The organism is Cryobacterium sp. HLT2-28, from assembly GCF_004402495.1.
Classification (GTDB): domain Bacteria; phylum Actinomycetota; class Actinomycetes; order Actinomycetales; family Microbacteriaceae; genus Cryobacterium; species Cryobacterium mannosilyticum.
Map to the genome: position 1 here is coordinate 132326 of NZ_SOFH01000022.1, position 17463 is coordinate 149788.

Sequence of the window (17463 nt, forward strand, 5' to 3'; positions counted from 1 at the left end):
GGAAGCCCTCGCGCGATAGTGTTGGCCAAAACCGGACGACGGAAGCGGCCCCATGACGAGCACCACCCACGGGCCCGAACAGCCTCCAGCCCCGCACGAAACCGGGCACGGAGAACATCGGGAACACCACGGCCTCCCCAAGGAGACCCCGCTCGAGCACATCTCGGACGCCCTCAGCGTCCACGAGGACGACGGGCTCCACAAGGGTCTCAAGTCCCGCCAGGTGCAGATGATCGCGATCGGCGGGGCCATCGGCACCGGGCTGTTCCTCGGCTCCGGCGGCCGGCTGGCGAGCACCGGCCCCTCGCTCGTCATGGTCTACGCCATCTGCGGGTTCTTCGCGTTCCTGATTCTGCGCGCCCTGGGCGAGCTCGTGCTGCACCGTCCCTCCTCGGGCTCGTTCGTCTCCTACGCACGCGAGTTCTTCGGTGAGAAGACCGCCTTCGTCACCGGGTGGCTCTACTGGATGAACTGGGTCATGACGGCGATCGTCGACGTGACCGCCGTGGCGTTGTACATGAATTTCTTCGCCAAGTACTGGGCGCCGATCGGGGCCGTTCCGCAGTGGCTGTTCGCGCTGATCGCCCTCGCCGTGGTGCTCTGCCTCAACCTCCTCTCGGTGAAAGTGTTCGGCGAGATGGAGTTCTGGTTCGCGCTGATCAAGGTCGTGGCCATCGTCTCCTTCCTCCTGGTGGGAACCTGGATGGTCATCTTCGGCACCCCCGTCGACGGCGCCCAGGTCGGCTTCGACCTGATCGGCGGAAACGGCGGCTGGTTCCCCGGCGGCCTGCTCGCCTCCGTGCTCGTCGTGCAGGGCGTCGTCTTCGCCTACGCCTCGATCGAGCTCATCGGCACGGCCGCCGGCGAAACCGAGAACCCGGAGAAGGTCATGCCGCGGGCCATCAACACGGTCATCGTGCGGATCGCCATCTTCTACGTCGGTTCGATCCTGCTGCTCTCCCTCCTCCTCCCCTATACGAGCTACAAGGCCGGCGAGAGCCCGTTCGTCACCTTCTTCGGCAGCATCGGGATCGAGGGCGTCGACGTGATCATGAACCTGGTCGTGCTGACCGCGGCCCTGTCCTCGTTGAACGCCGGCCTCTACTCGACCGGACGCATCCTGCGCTCGATGTCGCTCGCGGGATCTGCCCCCGGGTTCGCCGGCAAGATCAGCCGCAACGGGGTGCCGTTCGGCGGCATCCTGCTCACCGGCTTCGTCACGCTCGCCGGCGTCGGCCTGAACGCGATCGTGCCGGACCAGGCTTTCGAGATCGTGCTCAACATGGCGGCCATCGGAATCGTCAGCGCCTGGGGCATGATCGTGCTCTGCCAGCTGCGCCTGCAGGCCTGGGCGAAGAAGGGCATCCTGGCGCGACCGGCGTTCCGGATGCCTGGGGCCCCGTACACGGGCTACGTCACGCTCGTCTTCCTCGTCGGCGTGCTCGTGCTGATGGCCTTCGACTGGCCGACCGGCACGCTGACCATCGGCACTCTCATCGTGATCATCCCGGCTCTGGTCGCCGGCTGGTATGCCTGCCGCGGCCGCATCCTCGAAATCGCCGCGGCCCGCGAGGGCTTCACCGGCAAGATTCCGGTGGTCGCCACCCGGCCGTTCTCCGACCGGGACGGCCGGCGCTCGAAGCCCGAGTAGGCACGTTCCCCAGGCGCAGGCTGACGGCCGGCGCCCGGTCGCCGACCTGCCCAGGCGCGGCTCAGGCGGCGCGACTCAGGCGGAGCGACTCAGGCGGAGCGACTCAGGCGGAGCGGCGGCGGGTGACCGCGTCGCTGACGATGACCAGCACGAGGGCGAGCACCAGGATGCCGATGTAGGTCACCGGCACGGCGTCCATGCCCACCGTGTTGAGCAGGGCTGCGCCGAGCAGCGCACCGCCGCCGATGCCGGCGTTGAAGGCGGTGGTGTAGATCGCGCTGGCCGTGTCGCGGATGCGCCGGGAGGCGGTGCGCAGCAGCCTGGTCTGCAGCAGCGGCGGCAGGGTGCCGAAGGCCAGCCCCCAGAGCACGAAGGCGGTGATGGCGACCGGCAGCGTCGACGCGAACAGCGCCAGGACGGTGACGCTCAGCGCGGAGACCGTGATGCCGACGACCAGTCCGAGCTGGGGCCTGGGACCGAACACGGTACCGGAGAGCACCAGCCCGACCGCGCCAGCGATCCCGTAGGCGAACAGGAGCGGCGCGACGGCGGCGCCGTCCACGCCGAGCCCGTCGATCAAGAACGGGGCGATGTAGGTGTAGAAGGTGTAGTGCCCGACCATGGTCAGCGCCGTGATGGCAGAGAGCAGGATCACGGCGGGCATGGTCGGGTCGCGGCGCGGTTCGGCCGGTGTCGCCGCGGTTGCGGGCGCGGCGTCGGCGAGCGCGGCTCGCTCGGCCGGAGTGCGGCGGGCGCCGTAGTGCGACACGCGCGGCAGGAACCGCCAGACGACGACCGCCCCCACCAGCATCAACCCGGCGAGGGCGACGAAGGAGAGCCGCCAGCCCAGCAGGTGGCCGGCGGCCGTCGCCAGCGGAACGCCGAACACGAACGCGAGGGTGCCTCCGGACACCGTGATCGCCACGGCCCGGCCGATCTGCTCCCGGGGCACCAGGTGCGCCGCGTAGGCGCCGACCACGGCCCAGAACAGGCCGTGCGCCATGCCGCCGAGGATGCGCCCGCCCACCATGAAGGCGTAGTTCGGGGCGATCGCGGTGAGCACATTGCTGATCGCGAGCACGACCAGCACGAGCACGATCAGGCCGTGCCGGGGCAGCCGGCGGGTGAGGTGGGCGAGGGAGGTGCTCGTCAACACCACGGTGAAGGCGAACCAGGAGACGAGCAGCCCCACCTGGGCCTCGCTGACCCCGAGGGCCCGGCTCATGTCCGGCAGCAGGCCGGTCGGCAGCATCTCGGAGGTGACCGACAGGAACACGGCCGCGGCGAGGGCGATCAGCCCCACCCACGGGAACGGGCCCGGCGTCTGGCCGGGGCTGCCCCGTTCGCCGGAGGGGTCTGACGATGGCAGGGTGATGGGCGCGGTGAATGGCATGGTGGCTGTGGCTCACAGACGGGAACAGTGGCGCCCGCCGCTCTGTCGCAGCGGGGCCGGTCCGGATTGACTGCGCGCCGACGTGCGCGCCCGGGGCCGGCGTGCTGCGCCGACCACTGCCCAGTCTACCCGACGTGAAATCCGGGCGGCCGGGGAGGCCGGTAACCTAGTCGGATGACTTCCACGCTTGCGCCCCGCACACGTCACCACTGGGTGATCACCCTCGTCTGCGTCGACCAGCCGGGCATCGTGCACGCGGTCAGCGGCGCGATCGTGCGGGCCAGCGGCAACATCACCGAGAGCCAGCAGTTCACCAGCGCCGACACCGGCCGGTTCTTCATGCGGCTGCAGGTGGAGTGCCCCGCACCGCGCAAGGAGCTCGAGGCCGAGCTCGCGCCGGTGGTGGAGAGGTACGCGATGGAGTCCGTCATCGACGTGGTCGGCCGTCCGGTCCGCACCCTCGTGCTCGCGTCGACGGCGGGCAACTGCGTCAACGACCTGCTCTTCCGCCAGCGCGGCGGCCAGCTGCCCATCGAGGTGCCGCTGGTACTTTCCAACCACGGCACCCTGCGCGACCTGGTCGGCTTCTACGGCGTGCCGTTCGAGTCCCTGCCGATCACGGATGCCGCCAGCAAGGCCGCGTTCGAGGCCCGCGTCGTCGAGGCGATCGAGGAGGAGGACATCGAGCTGGTCGTGCTGGCCCGGTACATGCAGATCCTCTCCCCCGAGCTGTGCGAGGTGCTCGAGGGCCGCGCCATCAACATCCACCACTCGTTCCTGCCCGGGTTCAAGGGTGCGAGCCCCTACAAGCAGGCCCACGCCCGCGGGGTGAAGCTGATCGGCGCGACCGCGCACTTCGTCACGGGCGACCTCGACGAGGGGCCGATCATCGAGCAGAACGTCGTGCGGGTGGACCACTCCCGCACCCCGGCCGAGCTCGTCTCGATCGGGCAGGACGAGGAAAGCCGCACCCTCACCCAGGCGGTGACCTGGTTCGCCGAACACCGGGTGCTGCAGGACGGCGCCCGAACCATCATCTTCCGCTGACCCGGGATTCCGTGGGGCGACCGGTCTCGGCAGGCTCGACCACCGGCGGCCGAGCCTGCCGACACCCGGCGGCTCGCTAGGATTGGGCACGTGACAAATACCCGCGCGCAGGTCGGCGCCAACGACATCCTGCGGTTCCTGCTCGAACTCTTCGCGTTCGTCACCCTCGGCTTCTGGGGCTTCGCGGCGTGGCCGCTGCCCTGGCCCGGGGTGCTCGTCGGCATCGCCGCCCCGGCCGTCGCGGTGCTGCTCTGGGCGCTCTTCCGCTCCCCCAAGGCCGTGTTCACCCTCGACCCGTTCGGCAAGGCCGTCGTCGAGATCGCCGTGTTCGGCGCCGCGGCGCTCGCCTGGTGGGACCTGGGCCTGCCGCTGGTCGGCGTGGTCTTCGCCCTGGTGGCGACGGTGAGCGGCGTGCTCACCGGCCGTTCCGAACTGCGCTAGCGGGGTCAGGCCCGGCGGGCCTCGCGAGGCATCCGGGTGGCGTAGAGCGAGGTCGCGAGGAAGAACAACGCCCCGATCAGGAACGCCATCGGGTACGACAACCGGTCGGCGAGGAACCCGGCGACCAGCGGGCCAATGATCGCGCCGAAGTCGGAGAACATCGAGAACACCGCGACGGGGCGCCCGCCGCCGGCGCCGGCCGCGTCGCCCACTGCGGCCGCCGGCGCGGTGCCCATGAACGCCGAGGCGATCCCGTAGACGCAGAGCAGCCCGGTGAGCACGACGATGTCAGGCGCGAACGGCACCGCCATGATCGTCGCGGCGGCCAGCGCGTACGCACCGATGATGGCCGGGCGGCGACCGACCGTGTCGACGAACCGGGCCGCGGGGGCGAGCGCGACGGTCTGGGCCACGGCCGCGAACGCGAAGGCGATCCCGGTCCATGAGCTCGGGCCCCGGAGCACCTCGACCACGAGCACGGGGATGAGGGCGTTCCGCACGCCGAAGGAGGTCCAGCCCTGGGAGAAGTTGGCCAGGCAGGCCGCCCGGAAGCGGGGGTCGCGCAGCACGGTGCGGAACGGGACCCTCGGCACGGCGACGCCCGACTCGTCGACCCCGGTGCGCCGGCTCGGGCCCAGCAGCAGGAGCCCGAGGATGCCGGCCACGGTCAGCGTGCCGGCGTAGAAGAAGAACGGCGCGGTCAGGGAGATCGTGGCGAGGAGGCCGCCGAGCGCGGGGCCGGCCATGCCGCCGAGGAGGAACCCGCCCTGGTAGAAGCCGATCGCGCGGCCGCGGATGCCCGGCGAGGTGGAGCCGAGGAGCAGGGTCATCGCGGAGACCGTGAACATGGCGGACCCGATGCCGCCGGCCCCGCGGAGCAGGAGAAGCTGCGGGTAGTTCTGGGCGACGCCGACCAGGCCGCTGGAGAGCGCGACGATCCCGATGCCCGTCGCCAGGATCGCCCGCTCGCCGGCCCAGTCGATCAGCCGGCCGCAGAACGGGCTCGCGACGAAGCGCATCAGCGCGAACGCGGAGACGACGGCGCCGATCTCCAGGTTGCCCACCCCGAAGCTGCGCACGTAGACCGGCAGCACGGGCACGACGACGCCGAAGCCGACCATCACGAAGAACGCGATCACGCCGAGCACGAGCACCTCGCGGGAGAGCCGCGGCTTCGGGGCCGCCCCGGGCCGTGTGGCTCCTGAGCTGAGGCGGATGCGTCGCATCCCCTCAGGCTACGGCCTCGGCCGCCGCGCCGCGCACCGGCTACTGCAGCGCACCGATGATGGCGCCCATCACGGTGAACGACAGCACGCTGAATGACGCGTTGATGGCGAACAGGCGAAGGCTCCGTCGTTCGAACAGGTAGGTCACCCCGACCGCCGCCGCGACGAAGGTGAGTCCCGCCGCCGCGCCCGCGAACACTCCGAAGACGAAACCTGCGTCTCCGATGAACGCCGCCAGGCTGGCGGCCATCACCAGGGCCAGCAGGAAGGAGCCGATGAAGATCCGGGCCGACCCTGTCGTCAGCTGCTCGTCGCTCAGGCCGGCCGCGCGCTGCCAGGGCCCGGCGAAGAGCAGCGAGTACCAGAGCCCGCCGATGACGAAGGTGGAGGCGGCGGCCAGGAGGACCGCGAGCCAATTGAGTGGGGCATCCATGATTCCTCTTTCCGACGCATCACGGTAGCAATCGGTCGGCGGCCCGGCTTGTATATTTTTCCGTCTCGTCCCCCGGGGTGTCCAGCGGCACGAAGGCGGCGTAGTCGGTGCCGTAGCGAGCCACGATCTCGAGGTAGCGGGACGGGGTGAACCCCGTGAACGCACGGAACACCCGGATGAAGTGAGGTTGGTCGTAGTAGCCGGATGCCCCGACGAACTCGGACCACGGCGGCATCGGCCCGTCGAGCGGGTGCCGGCCAGGGCTTCTGCGCGGAGCGTGCTGAACCGGGCGAGGCCGAACGGAGCCAGCTCCACACCGATGTGCCGGATCACCGGCGAGCTCTGGATGGTCAGGTATCGGCGCTGCAGCCCGGAGAGGAAACCGGCCGGGAAGGAACGCACCTGCCCCGCACCCTGATCGAGCAGGAGATACGGACCGGACAGGTTGAGGATGAAGTGCACGGCAGGCTGCGGGAAGATCCGCTCGAAGCGGGCGGCCGTTTCCGCCTCCAGATACCAGACCCGGGTCACGGCAGGAGCGAGTGGCTCGGGGACAGGCCGCTCGAGATAGGTCATGCGGCCACCGTAGAACCCACCGGCGACCCGCGCCACCAGCGGGCGGCTAGTGCACGAGGGCTGAACTGCCGACGGGCAGTTCCGTCCTCGCCTGGGCCTTCACCGCGGCATCCCGGCGGCCGCCGATCGCACGCAGCGCGTTCAGGATCGTGGCCAGGTCGACGAACTCCTGCAGCAGGGCGCCGATCGTGGCGGGGATGAACCCGACGGCGGCGAGGATCATCAGGGTCAGGCTCAGCGCAATGCCCAGCCAGATGCTCTGCAGGGCGATCCGGATCGTGTCCTGGCCGATCGCGACGGCGCGGGCGGTGCGCGACAGGTCGTCGATCAGGATGACCACGTCCGCCGATTCGCTGGCCGCCGTCGCACCCTTGGCGCCCATGGCGATGCCGACGTCGGCGACGGCGAGCACCGGCGCGTCGTTCACCCCGTCGCCGACCATGATCACCGGGCGCCGGGTGAGGCCGCGCACCGCGTCGACCTTGTCGACGGGCAGGCAGTCGGCCTGCACGCTCTCGATGCCGACCAGTGCCGCGATGTGCTCCGCCGTCGGGCGGGCGTCCCCGGTGAGCATGACGGTCTCGGTGATGCCCAGCGCCCGTAACTCGGCCATCGTCTGCCTGGCGTTGCCGCGCAGCCGGTCGCTGGCCACGATGCTCCCGGCGAACCGGCCGTCGACGGCGAGGTAGATGGCGAGTTCGCCGCCGTCGAGCGGGGTGGCCACGGCGTCCGGCGCCCGGTCCCTGACGTAGGACAGCTTGCCGACGGTGACCTCGGAGGACCCGAGCCGGGCGACGACACCGTTGGCGGGGACCTCATTGGCGGTGTCGGTGGAGGTCAGGGCGAGTCCACGGGCGCGGGCGGCCGCGATCACGGATGCCGCGAGCACGTGCGAGGAGTACTGCTCGGCCGACGCGGCGAGCGCCAGCAGCTCGTCCTCGCCGAAGCCCGCCTCCGGGATCACCCGGGCGATGGCGGGCGTGCCGTGGGTGAGCGTGCCGGTCTTGTCGAAGACGACGGTCTTCGCCCGCGACAGGGTCTCGAGCACCCCGCCGCCCTTGACGATGATGCCGTTGCGCGCGGCGCGGCTCATACCGCCCATGAACGCGACCGGCGCGGAGATCAGCAACGGGCAGGGGGTGGCGACGACGAGCACCTCGGCGAAACGAGCCGGGTCGCCGCCGAGGAGCCAGGCCAGCCCGGCGATCAGGAGCGACACCGCGGTGAACGGCACCGCGTACCGGTCGGCGAGGCGCACCACCGGCGCCTTGCTCGCCGCCGCCTCCTCAACCAGCGCGATGATCTGCTGGTACTGGCTGTTGGCCGCCGTCGCCGTGGCGCGGATGGTCGCCGCGGCCTGGCCGTTGATCGACCCGCTGAGGATGGCGTCGCCGGTGACGCGTTCGACCGGCAGGCTTTCCCCGGTGAGGGAGGATTCGTCGAACGCGGCGCTGTCGGTGACGAGCACCCCGTCGACGGGCACGATCTCGGCCGGGCGCACCAGGAGGTGGTCGCCCACGCGCACCTCCGTAGCAGGCACGTCTTCGACCTCTGCGAAGTCGGCGGAGTGCCGGTGCGCGATCTGCGGCGCACGCTGAAGAAGGGCGTTGAGCTCGCGCTTGGCACGGTTCACCGCGAAGTCCTCCAGCGCCGCGCCGCCGGTGAGCATCAGCACGATGATCATGGTTGCGACGTACTCGCCGACGAGCACGGTGGCGATGATCGCGGTGATGGCGAGGAAGTCGATGCCGAATGTTCCGCGGCGCAGCTGCCGCATCATGCCGACGGCCTCGTAGGTGGCCACGGCCAGCCCGAACCCGCTGAACAGCCAGCGGACGGCGTCGGGCAGCCCGGCCAGCGCGAGCAAGACGCCGACCAGCCCGAGGATGACCGTGGTCGCGACGAGCGGGTAGCGCCTGACGGCACCGAGGAGAGACGACATGCTCATATTGTTCCCCCGGGCGGCGCGGCGCGCCAGCAAGGACAGGCTCGCCTCAACGCGGGAAGGCCCCGACCAGGGTCGGGGCCTTCCCGCGTGCGGTGCGGGACTAGGCCAGACGGCTGCGGAGGTTCTCGGCGATGGCCGCGAGGAATTCCTCGGTGGTCAGGTAGCCCTGGTCCGGGCCGACCAGGAGCGCGAGGTCCTTGGTCATCTTGCCGCTCTCGACCGTCTTGATGACGACGTCTTCGAGGGTGTGCGAGAACTCGGCGAGCGCCGGGTTCGCGTCGAGCTTGGCCCGGTGGGCGAGGCCGCGGGTCCAGGCGTAGATCGACGCGATCGGGTTGGTCGAGGTCGGCTTGCCCTGCTGGTGCTGGCGGTAGTGACGGGTCACGGTGCCGTGGGCAGCCTCTGCCTCGACGACCTTGCCGTCGGGGGTGGAGAGCACGCTGGTCATCAGGCCGAGCGAGCCGAAGCCCTGCGCCACGGTGTCGGACTGAACGTCGCCGTCGTAGTTCTTGCAGGCCCAGACGTAGCCGCCCTCCCACTTCATGGCGGATGCGACCATGTCGTCGATGAGGCGGTGCTCGTAGGTGAGACCGGCGGCCTCGTAGCGCTCCTTGAACTCGGCGTCGAAGATCTCCTGGAAAATGTCCTTGAACCGGCCGTCGTAGGCCTTGAGGATGGTGTTCTTCGTGGAGAGGTATACCGGGTAGTTGCGCTCGAGGCCGTAGTTGAGCGACGCACGGGCGAAGTCGATGATCGACTTGTCGAGGTTGTACATCCCCATCGCCACGCCGCTGCCCGGAGCCTGGAAGACCTCGAACTCCTGGGGCGCGCTGCCGTCCTTCGGGGTGAAGGTCATGCTGAGGGTGCCTTCACCCTCGAAACGGAAGTTCGTGGCCTTGTACTGGTCGCCGAACGCGTGGCGGCCGATGATGATCGGCTTGTTCCAGCCGGGCACGAGGCGCGGGATGTTGGAGATGATGATGGGCTCGCGGAAGATGGTGCCGCCGAGGATGTTGCGGATCGTGCCGTTGGGCGACGCCCACATCTTCTTCAGGCCGAATTCCTCGACCCGGGCCTCGTCGGGCGTGATGGTCGCGCACTTGACGCCCACGCCGTGCTTCTGGATGGCGCGGGCCGCGTCGACCGTGATCTGGTCATCGGTCTCGTCGCGCTTCTGGATCGACAGGTCGTAGTACTCGAGGTCGATGTCGAGATACGGGTGGATCAGGGTGTCCTTGATCGCCTGCCAGATGATGCGGGTCATCTCGTCCCCGTCGAGCTCGACGACAGTGCCTTCAACCTTGATCTTCGCCAATGAATTCTCCTCAGAATGTCGGGGGGCCTGAATGGCCACGGCAATTCTACTAGAGGGACGCAACTATCTTGACATCGAGACAGTTCGCGGGTCGGCCGAAACCCCGACTACCGGCACCCCCGGGCGCACGTTAGCCTGTTGCTATGGGTGAACTACGACTGGAAGAACTGTCCGCACGCAATATTGTTGCGGCCAATACCCTGAGCCTGAAGCCGGGCCAGGAACAATACATTGCCCCGGTCTCCTACTCGGTCGCGGCATCCGTGATCAACCCGGCGACGTCCTGGCAGCGGGTCGTGCTGCTCGACGGCGAGGTGGCCGGCTTCATCCACGGCAACTTCGACCCCGAATCGGAGCACGAGGAGTTCCGCGCCTGCATCTGGCGGATCAACGTGGACGCGAACGCCCAGGGCAAGGGTGTCGGCAAGTTCGCCGCGGAGGCTCTCGCCGAGGAGGCGCGGGGGCGCGGCTTCGACCACATCACCGTGATCTGGGAGCCCGGCGAGGAGGGCCCGGAGTCGTTCTTCCACCGGATCGGCTTCCGCGATATCGGCCAGACCGCCTACGGCGAAACGATCGGTTCGCTCCAGCTCTGACCGGGTCAGCCTGATGCGCATCGCCCCCGATGGTCCGTTCGTGACCCACGTGCTCGACATCGTCGATTCGATTCCGCCGGGACGGGTGATGACCTACGGGGACGTCGCGGCCGTGCTCGGCTCGCGCGGCGCCCGCGTGGTCGGCCAGGTGATGTCGCACTACGGGTCGGATGTGCCGTGGTGGCGGGTCATCCGTGCCGGCGGGCATCCGCCGCTCGAGCACGAGGCGCGCGCGCTCGCGCACTACCGGGCCGAGGGCACGCCGCTGCTGAACGCGCTGGCCCCCGGCTACCGGGTGGACTACGCCGCGGCGCGCTGGTCGCCGGCCTGACCCGAGCGGGAGCGCAACTCCGACCCTGGCTCCGCCAGGGCGGGCACGGTGCCGCGCACGAGCGAGCGGCCGCGGAGCGAGCGGTAGGCGGCGACGAGGATCGTGAGCACCACGAGGGCGAGGGCGTGCTGCCACCCGCCCGGGACGATGCTGAGCGAGCCGGAGGTGTTGAACGACGCGTGAAGGAGGGCGACGGCGAGGATGCTGCCGCCGGTGTCGACCAGCAGGCCGCCCGCGTCAAGGTGCTTCCGGCGCCCGCCGCGGTGGACCGGGAATGTCGGCAACCGGTCATCTCCGAACCCTTGTTCGGCGCGGCCCAACGGTGTTACCGTGCCACATGGACAGCGAAAAGAAAGTCACGGATCCCCTGGATCCCCTCGTCACCGACCCGGGACTCTACCGGGTGCTCCTCGAGAACGAGCGTGTTCGCGTGCTCGAATTCCTCGACGCCCCCGGCGATGAGACCAACCCGCACGAGCATCCCGACAGTGTGATGATCACCCTCAGCGCCTACTCCCGGCGGTTGTCGTCGGAGGGTCGCGAGCTCGACGTCGAACTGCCCGCCGGCGAGACGCGCTGGCTCCCGGCCCAGGAACACGCCGGCCTCAACATCGGCCAGACCTCGACGCACGCGATCTTCGTGGAGCTCAAGGAGGCGGCCGTGCGGCCCCCCGACCCCGGGTACCACCCGCTGGGTCCCGTCGCACCCCGACCGCTGACCGGCACCCCGCTGTCCGACGCGTCGAGCGACGAGGAGAAGGCCTGGGGCTTCGCCTGACCTGACCCGTGTCGCCGGCACCAGGTCGCGGCGCACCATGCGAGAGCCGGCGCACACTCTACCGTGCGCCCGGTTCCGCACGGTGCGCCGCAAGGCCCGGCGGCGCGTGCCGGGCGGCGGGCGGCGAACTGCACCTGTCCGTGACGGACGCCCGGTGTTAGCCTGCCGCCATGACGAACGATCCGGCAGGCACCAGCGATGCCATCCCGAGTGACGAAGCCGGGCCGGCGAACGACCCCGTGCAGACCAATCCGGGGCACTACCGCGTGATCCTGGAGAACGAACGGGTGCGGGTGCTGGAGTACCTCGACTCCCCCGGCGACAAGACCACCCCGCACGCTCATCCCGACAGTGTGATGTTCACGCTCAGCTCGTTCAGCCGGCGGCTCTCCGGGAACGGCCGGGAGGTGGACGTGGTCCTGCCCCAGGGTGAGGCCCGCTGGCTGGCGGCTCAGGAGCACTCCGGGGAGAACACGGGCGACACGCAGACGCACACGATCTTCTTCGAGCTGAAGGAGCCCGCGCCGACGCCGCCATCGCCTGCCGCCGCCGCCGGGCAGCCGCTCGGCCCGGCCGCCCCCGAGTAGCCGCCCACGGCGACCCCGGTTGCGCCGATGGGGTCACCCGATCGTCGTGGCATGCCCTGCGGAAGCGGGCGCACGTTCTACGGTGCGCCCGCTTCCCGAAGGTGCGCCACGAGGACGATCCGGCCGCCGGATGCTAGACGAGGGACTCCCGCCAGGCGGCGTGCAGCTGGGCGAAGCGCCCGGTGCCCGCGATGAGGTCCGCCGGGGTGCCGTCCTCGACGATCCGGCCGCGCTCCATCACGAGCACCCGGTCGGCGATCGCCACAGTCGACAGCCGGTGCGCGATGATCACGGCGGTGCGGTCGGCCAGCAGCGTCTGCAGGGCCTGCTGCACCAGCCGTTCGCTCGGGATGTCCAGGCTCGAGGTGGCCTCGTCGAGGATGAGCACCGCCGGGTCGGCGAGGAACGCCCGCGCGAACGAGATCAGCTGCCGTTGCCCGGCCGAGACGCGCCCGCCGCGCTTGTTCACGTCGGTGTCGTAGCCGCTGGGCAGCCCCTCGATGAACTCGTGCGCGCCGACCGCCCGCGCCGCCCTGACGATCTCGGCGGGCGTGGCATCCGGTTTGCCGATCGCGATGTTGTCGGCGACGGACCCGCTGAACAGGTACGCCTCCTGGGTCACCATCACGATCGCCCGGCGCAGGTCCTTGGGGTGCAGGTCGCGCAGGTCGACCCCGTCGAGGCTGACCCGGCCGTCGGAGGGGTCGTAGAACCGGGCCATCAGCTTGGCCAGGGTCGACTTGCCTGCCCCCGTCGACCCGACCAGGGCGATGGTCTGCCCCGCGGGGATCGTGAGGTCGAACCGGGGCAGGATGACCCGGTCGCTCTGGTAGGCGAAGGTCACCTGGTCGAACGCCACCTGCCCGCGTGCCGTCCACAGGTCGACTGGCGCCACCGGGTCCGGCACGCCGGGGTGTTCCTCGAGCACGCCGGAGATCTTCTCCAGCGCCGCGGCTGCGGACTGGTAGGAGTTGTAGAACATCGCCATCTCCTCCATCGGGTCGAAGAACCGCCGGGTGTAGAGCAGCGCGGCGAGCAGCGCGCCGATGGCCAGCTGCCCGTCGGCGACCCGGAAGGCGCCGATCAGGAGCACCACCGCGACGGCCACGTTGCCGATCAGCACCAGGCCCGGGTCGAAGATGCCGAAGAGTTGGATCACCCGCCCGTTGACCTTGCGATAATCCTCGACGAGGCCGCCGAACACCCTCTCGTTGCGTTTCTCCGCACGGAACGCCTTGACCGCACGGATGCCGGTCATCGTCTCCACGAATTGCACGATCAGGCTCGCCGACGCCACCCGCGACTGCCGGAACAGGGCCTGCGAGCGCACCTGGAACCACCGGGTGAGGATCAGCAGCGGCACGAGCGAACCGAACAGCACCAGCCCGCTCGTGCCGTCCAGGGCGAATAGGAAGATCGCGGTGAACGACATGTAGAGCAGCCCCTGCACGAGTTGGTTGATCCCCTCGTCGAGTAGTTCCCGGATCGCGTCGAGGTCGCTGGTCTGCCGGGAGATGATCCGCCCAGAGGTGTAGGACTCATGGAATTCGAGGCTCAGCCGTTGCGTGTGCAGGAAGACCCGTTTGCGCAGGTCGATCAGCACGCCCTGGCTGATCCTCGCCGACATGATCGTGTACCAGGCGATAAGGCCGGCACCGATCAGGCCGGTGATCAGGTAGATCGCACCGGAGGCCGCCAGCGGCACCCAGTCCTGTTTGAGCAGCGCCGGCAGGCCCCGGTCGATCCCGAACGCGATCAGTGCCGGGCCCGCGACCTGGGCGGCCGTCGACAGCACCACAATGAGCATCGCGCCGATGACGCGCCACCGCACCGGTCGAAGCAACGACCCGAGCAGACTCAGCGACCTGGCTCTGATCTGCTTGCTCTCCGCGGCGCTGAAGTCGCTGCGCTCTTCTCCCTCTACTCCGCTGACGCTCACAGCGCCGCCTCCCTTCTGGCGTCCCGCGCTTCTTCGTCTTCCAGACTGGAAATGACGAACTTGTAGTGCTCGCTCTGCCGGAGCAGATCGGAATGCCGACCTACGGCCGTGATCCGGCCGTCTTCGAGCAGGGCGACGCGGTCGGCGAGCATGACCGTTGACGGGCGGTGCGCCACGATCAACGCCGTCGTCGAGGCGAGCACCTCACGCAAAGCGGCCTCGACGAGCGACTCGGTGTCCACGTCCAGCGCCGAGAGCGGGTCGTCGAGCACCAGCACGGCCGGTTTCGCGGCGACAGCGCGAGCGAGCGCCAGTCGTTGCCGCTGACCGCCCGACAGGCTCATCCCCTCCTCGCCGACCAGGGTGTCCACCCCCTCGGGGAGGTCATGGACGAACCCCGCCTGGGCGACCTGCAGCGCCTCCTCGAGCGCGGCATCCGCTGCCGGCGAGCGCTCGGCCCACTCGGGGCGACCGAGCAGCACATTGTCGCGCACGGATGCCGAGAACAGCGTCGCATCCTCGAACGCCATCGCGAGGTGACGGCGCAGTTCCTCGCGGCCGAGGGCACGCACGTCCACCCCGTCGAGGGTCACCGCGCCCGCCGTCACGTCGTAGAGCCGGGTGGTGAGCGCCGTGAGGGTCGACTTGCCGGAGCCGGTCAGGCCGACGAGGGCCATGGTCTCCCCCGGTTCGAGTACCAGGTCGACACCGTCGAGCAGGTCGGGGAACCGGGCGGGCGAGTCTGGATAGCGGAAGTGCACGTTCTCGAAGGCGAGCCGTCCTCGCGGGTGTTCGATCGTGACGGCCTGCTCCGGGTCGGTGATCGAGTTCGGTGCGTCGAGCACGTCGAAGAACCGGTCGGTGGCCGTGCGCGTGTCGAAGGTCATCGACAGCAGGAATCCGACCGACTCCACCGGCCAGCGGAGCACCGTGGCGGTGGCGAAGAAGGCGACCAGGCCGCCAACGCTGAGCTCGCCCTGGCTGGCCAGCCAGACGCCAGCGACGAGGCAGAGCGCAAACGCCACGTCGGGCACGAGCAGCAGCCACAGCCAGATGCCGGCGATGGCGCGGGACTTCTCGATCTCCGTGCCGCGCAGGCTTTCCGCCTGCTCGGCGAAGTTCTTCAGCGCGAATTTGCCGCGCCCGAAGGCCTTGAGCACGCGGATGCCGTGCACGGACTCCTCGACGGCGGTCGCCAGGTCGCCGGCCTGGTCCTGACTGCGCCGCGCCACGACGGAATACTTCTCCTCGAACCGGTAGCCGACGATCCAGAGCGGCACAGAACAGACCATGAAGATGGTGCCGAGGACCCAGTTCATCGACACCAGGATCACGGCGCCGACGACGATCGTCAGCAGGTTGACCACGAGCAGCACGAAGCCGAAGGAGATCCACCGGCGGATCTGGTTCAGGTCGCTGACCGCCCGAGACAGCAGCTGGCCGCTCGGCCATTTGTCATGAAACGAGACGGGGAGGTCCTGCAGTCTGGCGTAGAGCGCGTTCCGCATCCTTGCCTCGATGTGGGTGCCCGGTGCGAGCACGAACCAGCGGCGCAGCGCGATCAGCACCGCTTCGAGCACGCCGAGGCCGAGGATGAGAATCACGGCGGGCCAGATCTGGGCGGAGTCCTGCCGGGACAGCGCGCCGTCAACGAGGCGTTGCAACACCTGCGGGATGGCGAGCGACACCAGCGCGGCCAGGAGGGCCGCGACCATGCCGAGGACGAGGCGTGGCATGGCCGGCTTCGCGTAGGGGTAGAGACGCAGCAGGGTCTGGAGGGTGGTCCTCCGGGTGGGTGGGGTGTCCCCTGCGGCGTCGAACGGATGTTCCTGGTCGGTGAGCGTGGTCACGTGAAAGTCCTGAACGGTCAGTTTTCTGGTGCGCGGTGGGCCGGCGCGTGCGGCGCAATGAGACGCCGGTGGGTGCCGACGACGTTCGGGTTCCGTCGGCGACGGGCGGAAGCGTGGCTGCTTCCGGTGCGCGGGCAGCGGGCTGGCGGAGCTGCGGGCCGGTGCGAGGGCCGGTCGTGCCGGTGCGTGTGCCGGCGGGTTACGCGGCGCTGGCGGGGCGGAGGCTGGCGGGGCGGAGGCTGGCGGGGCGGAAGCTGGCACTGAAGGCAGCGCCGAGGTTCGCATCCGGTGCGAGCTGTCGTTGTGCTGTCTGTGTCATGTCGGCCTCCTGAGCGCGTCGTGTTCTGTGCTGTGCCCCCCTGATCAGGCAGCCTTTCAGACTACGACCGATGCCGGCCGGGCGCAAGGGACAAATAGTCAGCGAACCCGAACACTGAGGCAGGTGACGCAGCCCTCGAGTTTCTCGAACTCGGAGATGTCGACGGTGACCACGCGGTAGCCGCGCTGGGCGAAGAGTCCCGCGGAGAGCGGGGCGGCCGAGGACATCAGCACGGTGCGGTCGTCGAGCACGACGACCGCGGTGCCGTGGGCCTCCGGAACGGGCAGGAACGTCTCGAACACCGATGGGTCGTCGACGAGCGGCGGAAAACCGATCACGGTGCCGTCGGGCAGCGCGGTGACCGCGGTCTTGAGGTGCAGCGCTCGGCTGATCGGCACCGCGACGACCGTGTAGCCGCGCGGCGCGAGGATGCCCCGCAACGCTTCGATGCCCTCGTCGTTGGTGCGGAGGCTCCGCCCGACGTACACGGTGCGACCGACCTTGAGCACATCGCCGCCGTCGAGAGTCCCTGGCAGGTCGAGGTGCTGCAGGGGGATGCCGAGCCGGGCCACGGCGGCCTCGGCGCCGGCCGTCTCGCCGCGGCGGGTCTCGGCGCCGGGGCTGGCGACGACGGCGAGGTCGCCGAACATGATCACGGCGTCCTCGATGAAGACGGAGTCCGGCAGCTCCGGCGCGGGCTCGACCTCGACGGTCTCCCAGCCCTCGGCCTCCAGCGCGGCGACGTAGCCGCGCCACTGCGTCTCGGCCAGCGCCGGATCCACCTCGGTGCGCTCGATGTGCGTGAGGAGCCCTTCGGCGAGGTTGCGGGCGGGCCGGCGCACGAGGGCGCGGCGCTGGGAAGGCTGGGGCACGGCGACGGGTTCCATCCCGCCAGTGTATGGCCCGGCAGCCGCCCGTGATTCGGCGGAAGCCGGGCGCCGCTGCGCGAGAGTCGGGACTCCCCCGCAGTGGCGCCCAGCGTCAGCGGCGCGCCGCGTCCAGCCGGCCCGGCGCGGCCAGCCGGCGCGGCGTC

The 17463-nt window shown here is 70.0% G+C and carries 17 protein-coding genes and 1 pseudogene; 7 read left to right on the forward strand and 11 right to left on the reverse strand.

The features are described 5' to 3' along the window. Positions 1–52 precede the first annotated feature (52 nt). Positions 53–1651, forward strand: coding sequence for an amino acid permease (locus E3O48_RS11380; protein WP_134538915.1), 1599 nt, complete (start codon positions 53–55; stop codon positions 1649–1651). Positions 1652–1754: 103 nt separating this feature from the next. Here the strand turns inward: E3O48_RS11380 and E3O48_RS11385 are convergent, their stop codons facing one another. Further along, positions 1755–3044, reverse strand: a complete 1290-nt coding sequence (locus E3O48_RS11385; protein WP_134538916.1) for an MFS transporter — start codon at positions 3042–3044, stop codon at positions 1755–1757. Positions 3045–3218: 174 nt separating this feature from the next. On the opposite strand from E3O48_RS11385, the gene purU reads away from it, so the two are divergent. Next, positions 3219–4091: a formyltetrahydrofolate deformylase gene (purU, locus tag E3O48_RS11390; RefSeq protein ID WP_134538918.1), complete on the forward strand. Its 873-nt coding sequence runs from the start codon at positions 3219–3221 to the stop codon at positions 4089–4091. 90 nt (positions 4092–4181) lie between these two features. Continuing rightward, complete coding sequence (locus tag E3O48_RS11395; RefSeq protein WP_241974488.1) at positions 4182–4532, forward strand: YrdB family protein; 351 nt, start codon at positions 4182–4184, stop codon at positions 4530–4532. Positions 4533–4537: 5 nt separating this feature from the next. Here E3O48_RS11395 and E3O48_RS11400 read toward each other — a convergent pair whose 3' ends face one another. The 6 genes and pseudogenes from E3O48_RS11400 to E3O48_RS11420 all read right to left on the reverse strand — a co-directional run bounded on the left by E3O48_RS11400 (position 4538) and on the right by E3O48_RS11420 (position 10030). Further along, a complete protein-coding gene (locus tag E3O48_RS11400) occupies positions 4538–5758 on the reverse strand; it encodes an MFS transporter (protein ID WP_134538920.1) in 1221 nt (406 codons plus the stop codon). 40 nt (positions 5759–5798) lie between these two features. Beyond that, on the reverse strand, positions 5799–6191 hold the full coding sequence (locus tag E3O48_RS11405; RefSeq protein WP_134506724.1) for a DUF1761 domain-containing protein: 393 nt from the start codon (positions 6189–6191) through the stop codon (positions 5799–5801). 19 nt (positions 6192–6210) lie between these two features. Further along, entirely contained in the window at positions 6211–6426 is a 216-nt protein-coding gene (locus E3O48_RS11410; protein WP_134538922.1) for an AraC family transcriptional regulator, read from the reverse strand. Positions 6427–6452: 26 nt separating this feature from the next. After that, a pseudogene (locus E3O48_RS18335) lies at positions 6453–6767 on the reverse strand (DUF6597 domain-containing transcriptional factor); the annotation flags it as partial. Positions 6768–6813: 46 nt separating this feature from the next. Beyond that, the gene (locus tag E3O48_RS11415; RefSeq protein ID WP_134538924.1) at positions 6814–8709 is read right to left on the reverse strand and encodes a heavy metal translocating P-type ATPase; all 1896 of its coding nucleotides are present in this window, start codon (positions 8707–8709) and stop codon (positions 6814–6816) included. A gap of 106 nt (positions 8710–8815) precedes the next feature. Further along, a complete protein-coding gene (locus E3O48_RS11420; protein ID WP_134538925.1) occupies positions 8816–10030 on the reverse strand; it encodes an NADP-dependent isocitrate dehydrogenase in 1215 nt (404 codons plus the stop codon). A 143-nt stretch (positions 10031–10173) separates the two neighbouring features. Here E3O48_RS11420 and E3O48_RS11425 point away from each other — a divergent pair, with 143 nt between their 5' ends. Together E3O48_RS11425 and E3O48_RS11430 are read left to right on the forward strand one after the other, a co-directional pair. Further along, a complete protein-coding gene (locus E3O48_RS11425) occupies positions 10174–10626 on the forward strand; it encodes a GNAT family N-acetyltransferase (RefSeq protein WP_134506716.1) in 453 nt (150 codons plus the stop codon). 13 nt (positions 10627–10639) lie between these two features. Further along, positions 10640–10957 carry an MGMT family protein gene (locus tag E3O48_RS11430; RefSeq protein ID WP_134538927.1) on the forward strand — a complete coding sequence of 106 codons (318 nt, stop codon included), beginning with the start codon at positions 10640–10642 and terminating at the stop codon, positions 10955–10957. Here E3O48_RS11430 and E3O48_RS11435 read toward each other — a convergent pair. Further along, a complete protein-coding gene (locus E3O48_RS11435; protein WP_134538929.1) occupies positions 10927–11241 on the reverse strand; it encodes a hypothetical protein in 315 nt (104 codons plus the stop codon). The two genes, E3O48_RS11430 and E3O48_RS11435, sit on opposite strands and share 31 nt — an antisense overlap. Before the next feature lie 53 nt (positions 11242–11294). Between E3O48_RS11435 and E3O48_RS11440 the strand changes: the two genes are divergently transcribed. Together E3O48_RS11440 and E3O48_RS11445 are read left to right on the forward strand one after the other, a co-directional pair. Continuing rightward, positions 11295–11735, forward strand: a complete 441-nt coding sequence (locus tag E3O48_RS11440; protein ID WP_198413061.1) for a cytoplasmic protein — start codon at positions 11295–11297, stop codon at positions 11733–11735. 170 nt (positions 11736–11905) lie between these two features. Beyond that, positions 11906–12322 carry a cytoplasmic protein gene (locus tag E3O48_RS11445; protein ID WP_241982506.1) on the forward strand — a complete coding sequence of 139 codons (417 nt, stop codon included), beginning with the start codon at positions 11906–11908 and terminating at the stop codon, positions 12320–12322. A gap of 133 nt (positions 12323–12455) precedes the next feature. Here the strand turns inward: E3O48_RS11445 and E3O48_RS11450 are convergent, their stop codons facing one another. The 3 genes from E3O48_RS11450 to ddaH all read right to left on the reverse strand — a co-directional run bounded on the left by E3O48_RS11450 (position 12456) and on the right by ddaH (position 17317). Next, positions 12456–14261, reverse strand: coding sequence for an ABC transporter ATP-binding protein (locus tag E3O48_RS11450; RefSeq protein ID WP_134538931.1), 1806 nt, complete (start codon positions 14259–14261; stop codon positions 12456–12458). Continuing rightward, positions 14258–15997, reverse strand: coding sequence for an ABC transporter ATP-binding protein (locus tag E3O48_RS11455; RefSeq protein ID WP_134538953.1), 1740 nt, complete (start codon positions 15995–15997; stop codon positions 14258–14260). Before E3O48_RS11455 ends, E3O48_RS11450 begins: the two co-directional genes overlap by 4 nt. Positions 15998–16528: 531 nt before the next feature. Beyond that, complete coding sequence (gene ddaH, locus E3O48_RS11460; protein WP_134538933.1) at positions 16529–17317, reverse strand: dimethylargininase; 789 nt, start codon at positions 17315–17317, stop codon at positions 16529–16531. Positions 17318–17463: the final 146 nt, after the last annotated feature.

Bases quoted from the DNA above. Each gene is read 5' to 3' on its own strand.
- E3O48_RS11380 (WP_134538915.1), top strand. From the start codon at position 53: ATGACGAGCACCACCCACGGGCCCGAACAGCCTCCAGCCCCGCACGAA.
- E3O48_RS11385 (WP_134538916.1), bottom strand. From the start codon at position 3,044: ATGCCATTCACCGCGCCCATCACCCTGCCATCGTCAGACCCCTCCGGC.
- purU (WP_134538918.1), top strand. From the start codon at position 3,219: ATGACTTCCACGCTTGCGCCCCGCACACGTCACCACTGGGTGATCACC.
- E3O48_RS11400 (WP_134538920.1), bottom strand. From the start codon at position 5,758: ATGCGACGCATCCGCCTCAGCTCAGGAGCCACACGGCCCGGGGCGGCC.
- E3O48_RS11405 (WP_134506724.1), bottom strand. From the start codon at position 6,191: ATGGATGCCCCACTCAATTGGCTCGCGGTCCTCCTGGCCGCCGCCTCC.
- E3O48_RS11410 (WP_134538922.1), bottom strand. From the start codon at position 6,426: ATGCCGCCGTGGTCCGAGTTCGTCGGGGCATCCGGCTACTACGACCAA.
- E3O48_RS11415 (WP_134538924.1), bottom strand. From the start codon at position 8,709: ATGTCGTCTCTCCTCGGTGCCGTCAGGCGCTACCCGCTCGTCGCGACC.
- E3O48_RS11425 (WP_134506716.1), top strand. From the start codon at position 10,174: ATGGGTGAACTACGACTGGAAGAACTGTCCGCACGCAATATTGTTGCG.
- E3O48_RS11430 (WP_134538927.1), top strand. From the start codon at position 10,640: ATGCGCATCGCCCCCGATGGTCCGTTCGTGACCCACGTGCTCGACATC.
- E3O48_RS11440 (WP_198413061.1), top strand. From the start codon at position 11,295: ATGGACAGCGAAAAGAAAGTCACGGATCCCCTGGATCCCCTCGTCACC.
- E3O48_RS11445 (WP_241982506.1), top strand. From the start codon at position 11,906: ATGACGAACGATCCGGCAGGCACCAGCGATGCCATCCCGAGTGACGAA.
- E3O48_RS11455 (WP_134538953.1), bottom strand. From the start codon at position 15,997: ATGCCACGCCTCGTCCTCGGCATGGTCGCGGCCCTCCTGGCCGCGCTG.
- ddaH (WP_134538933.1), bottom strand. From the start codon at position 17,317: ATGGAACCCGTCGCCGTGCCCCAGCCTTCCCAGCGCCGCGCCCTCGTG.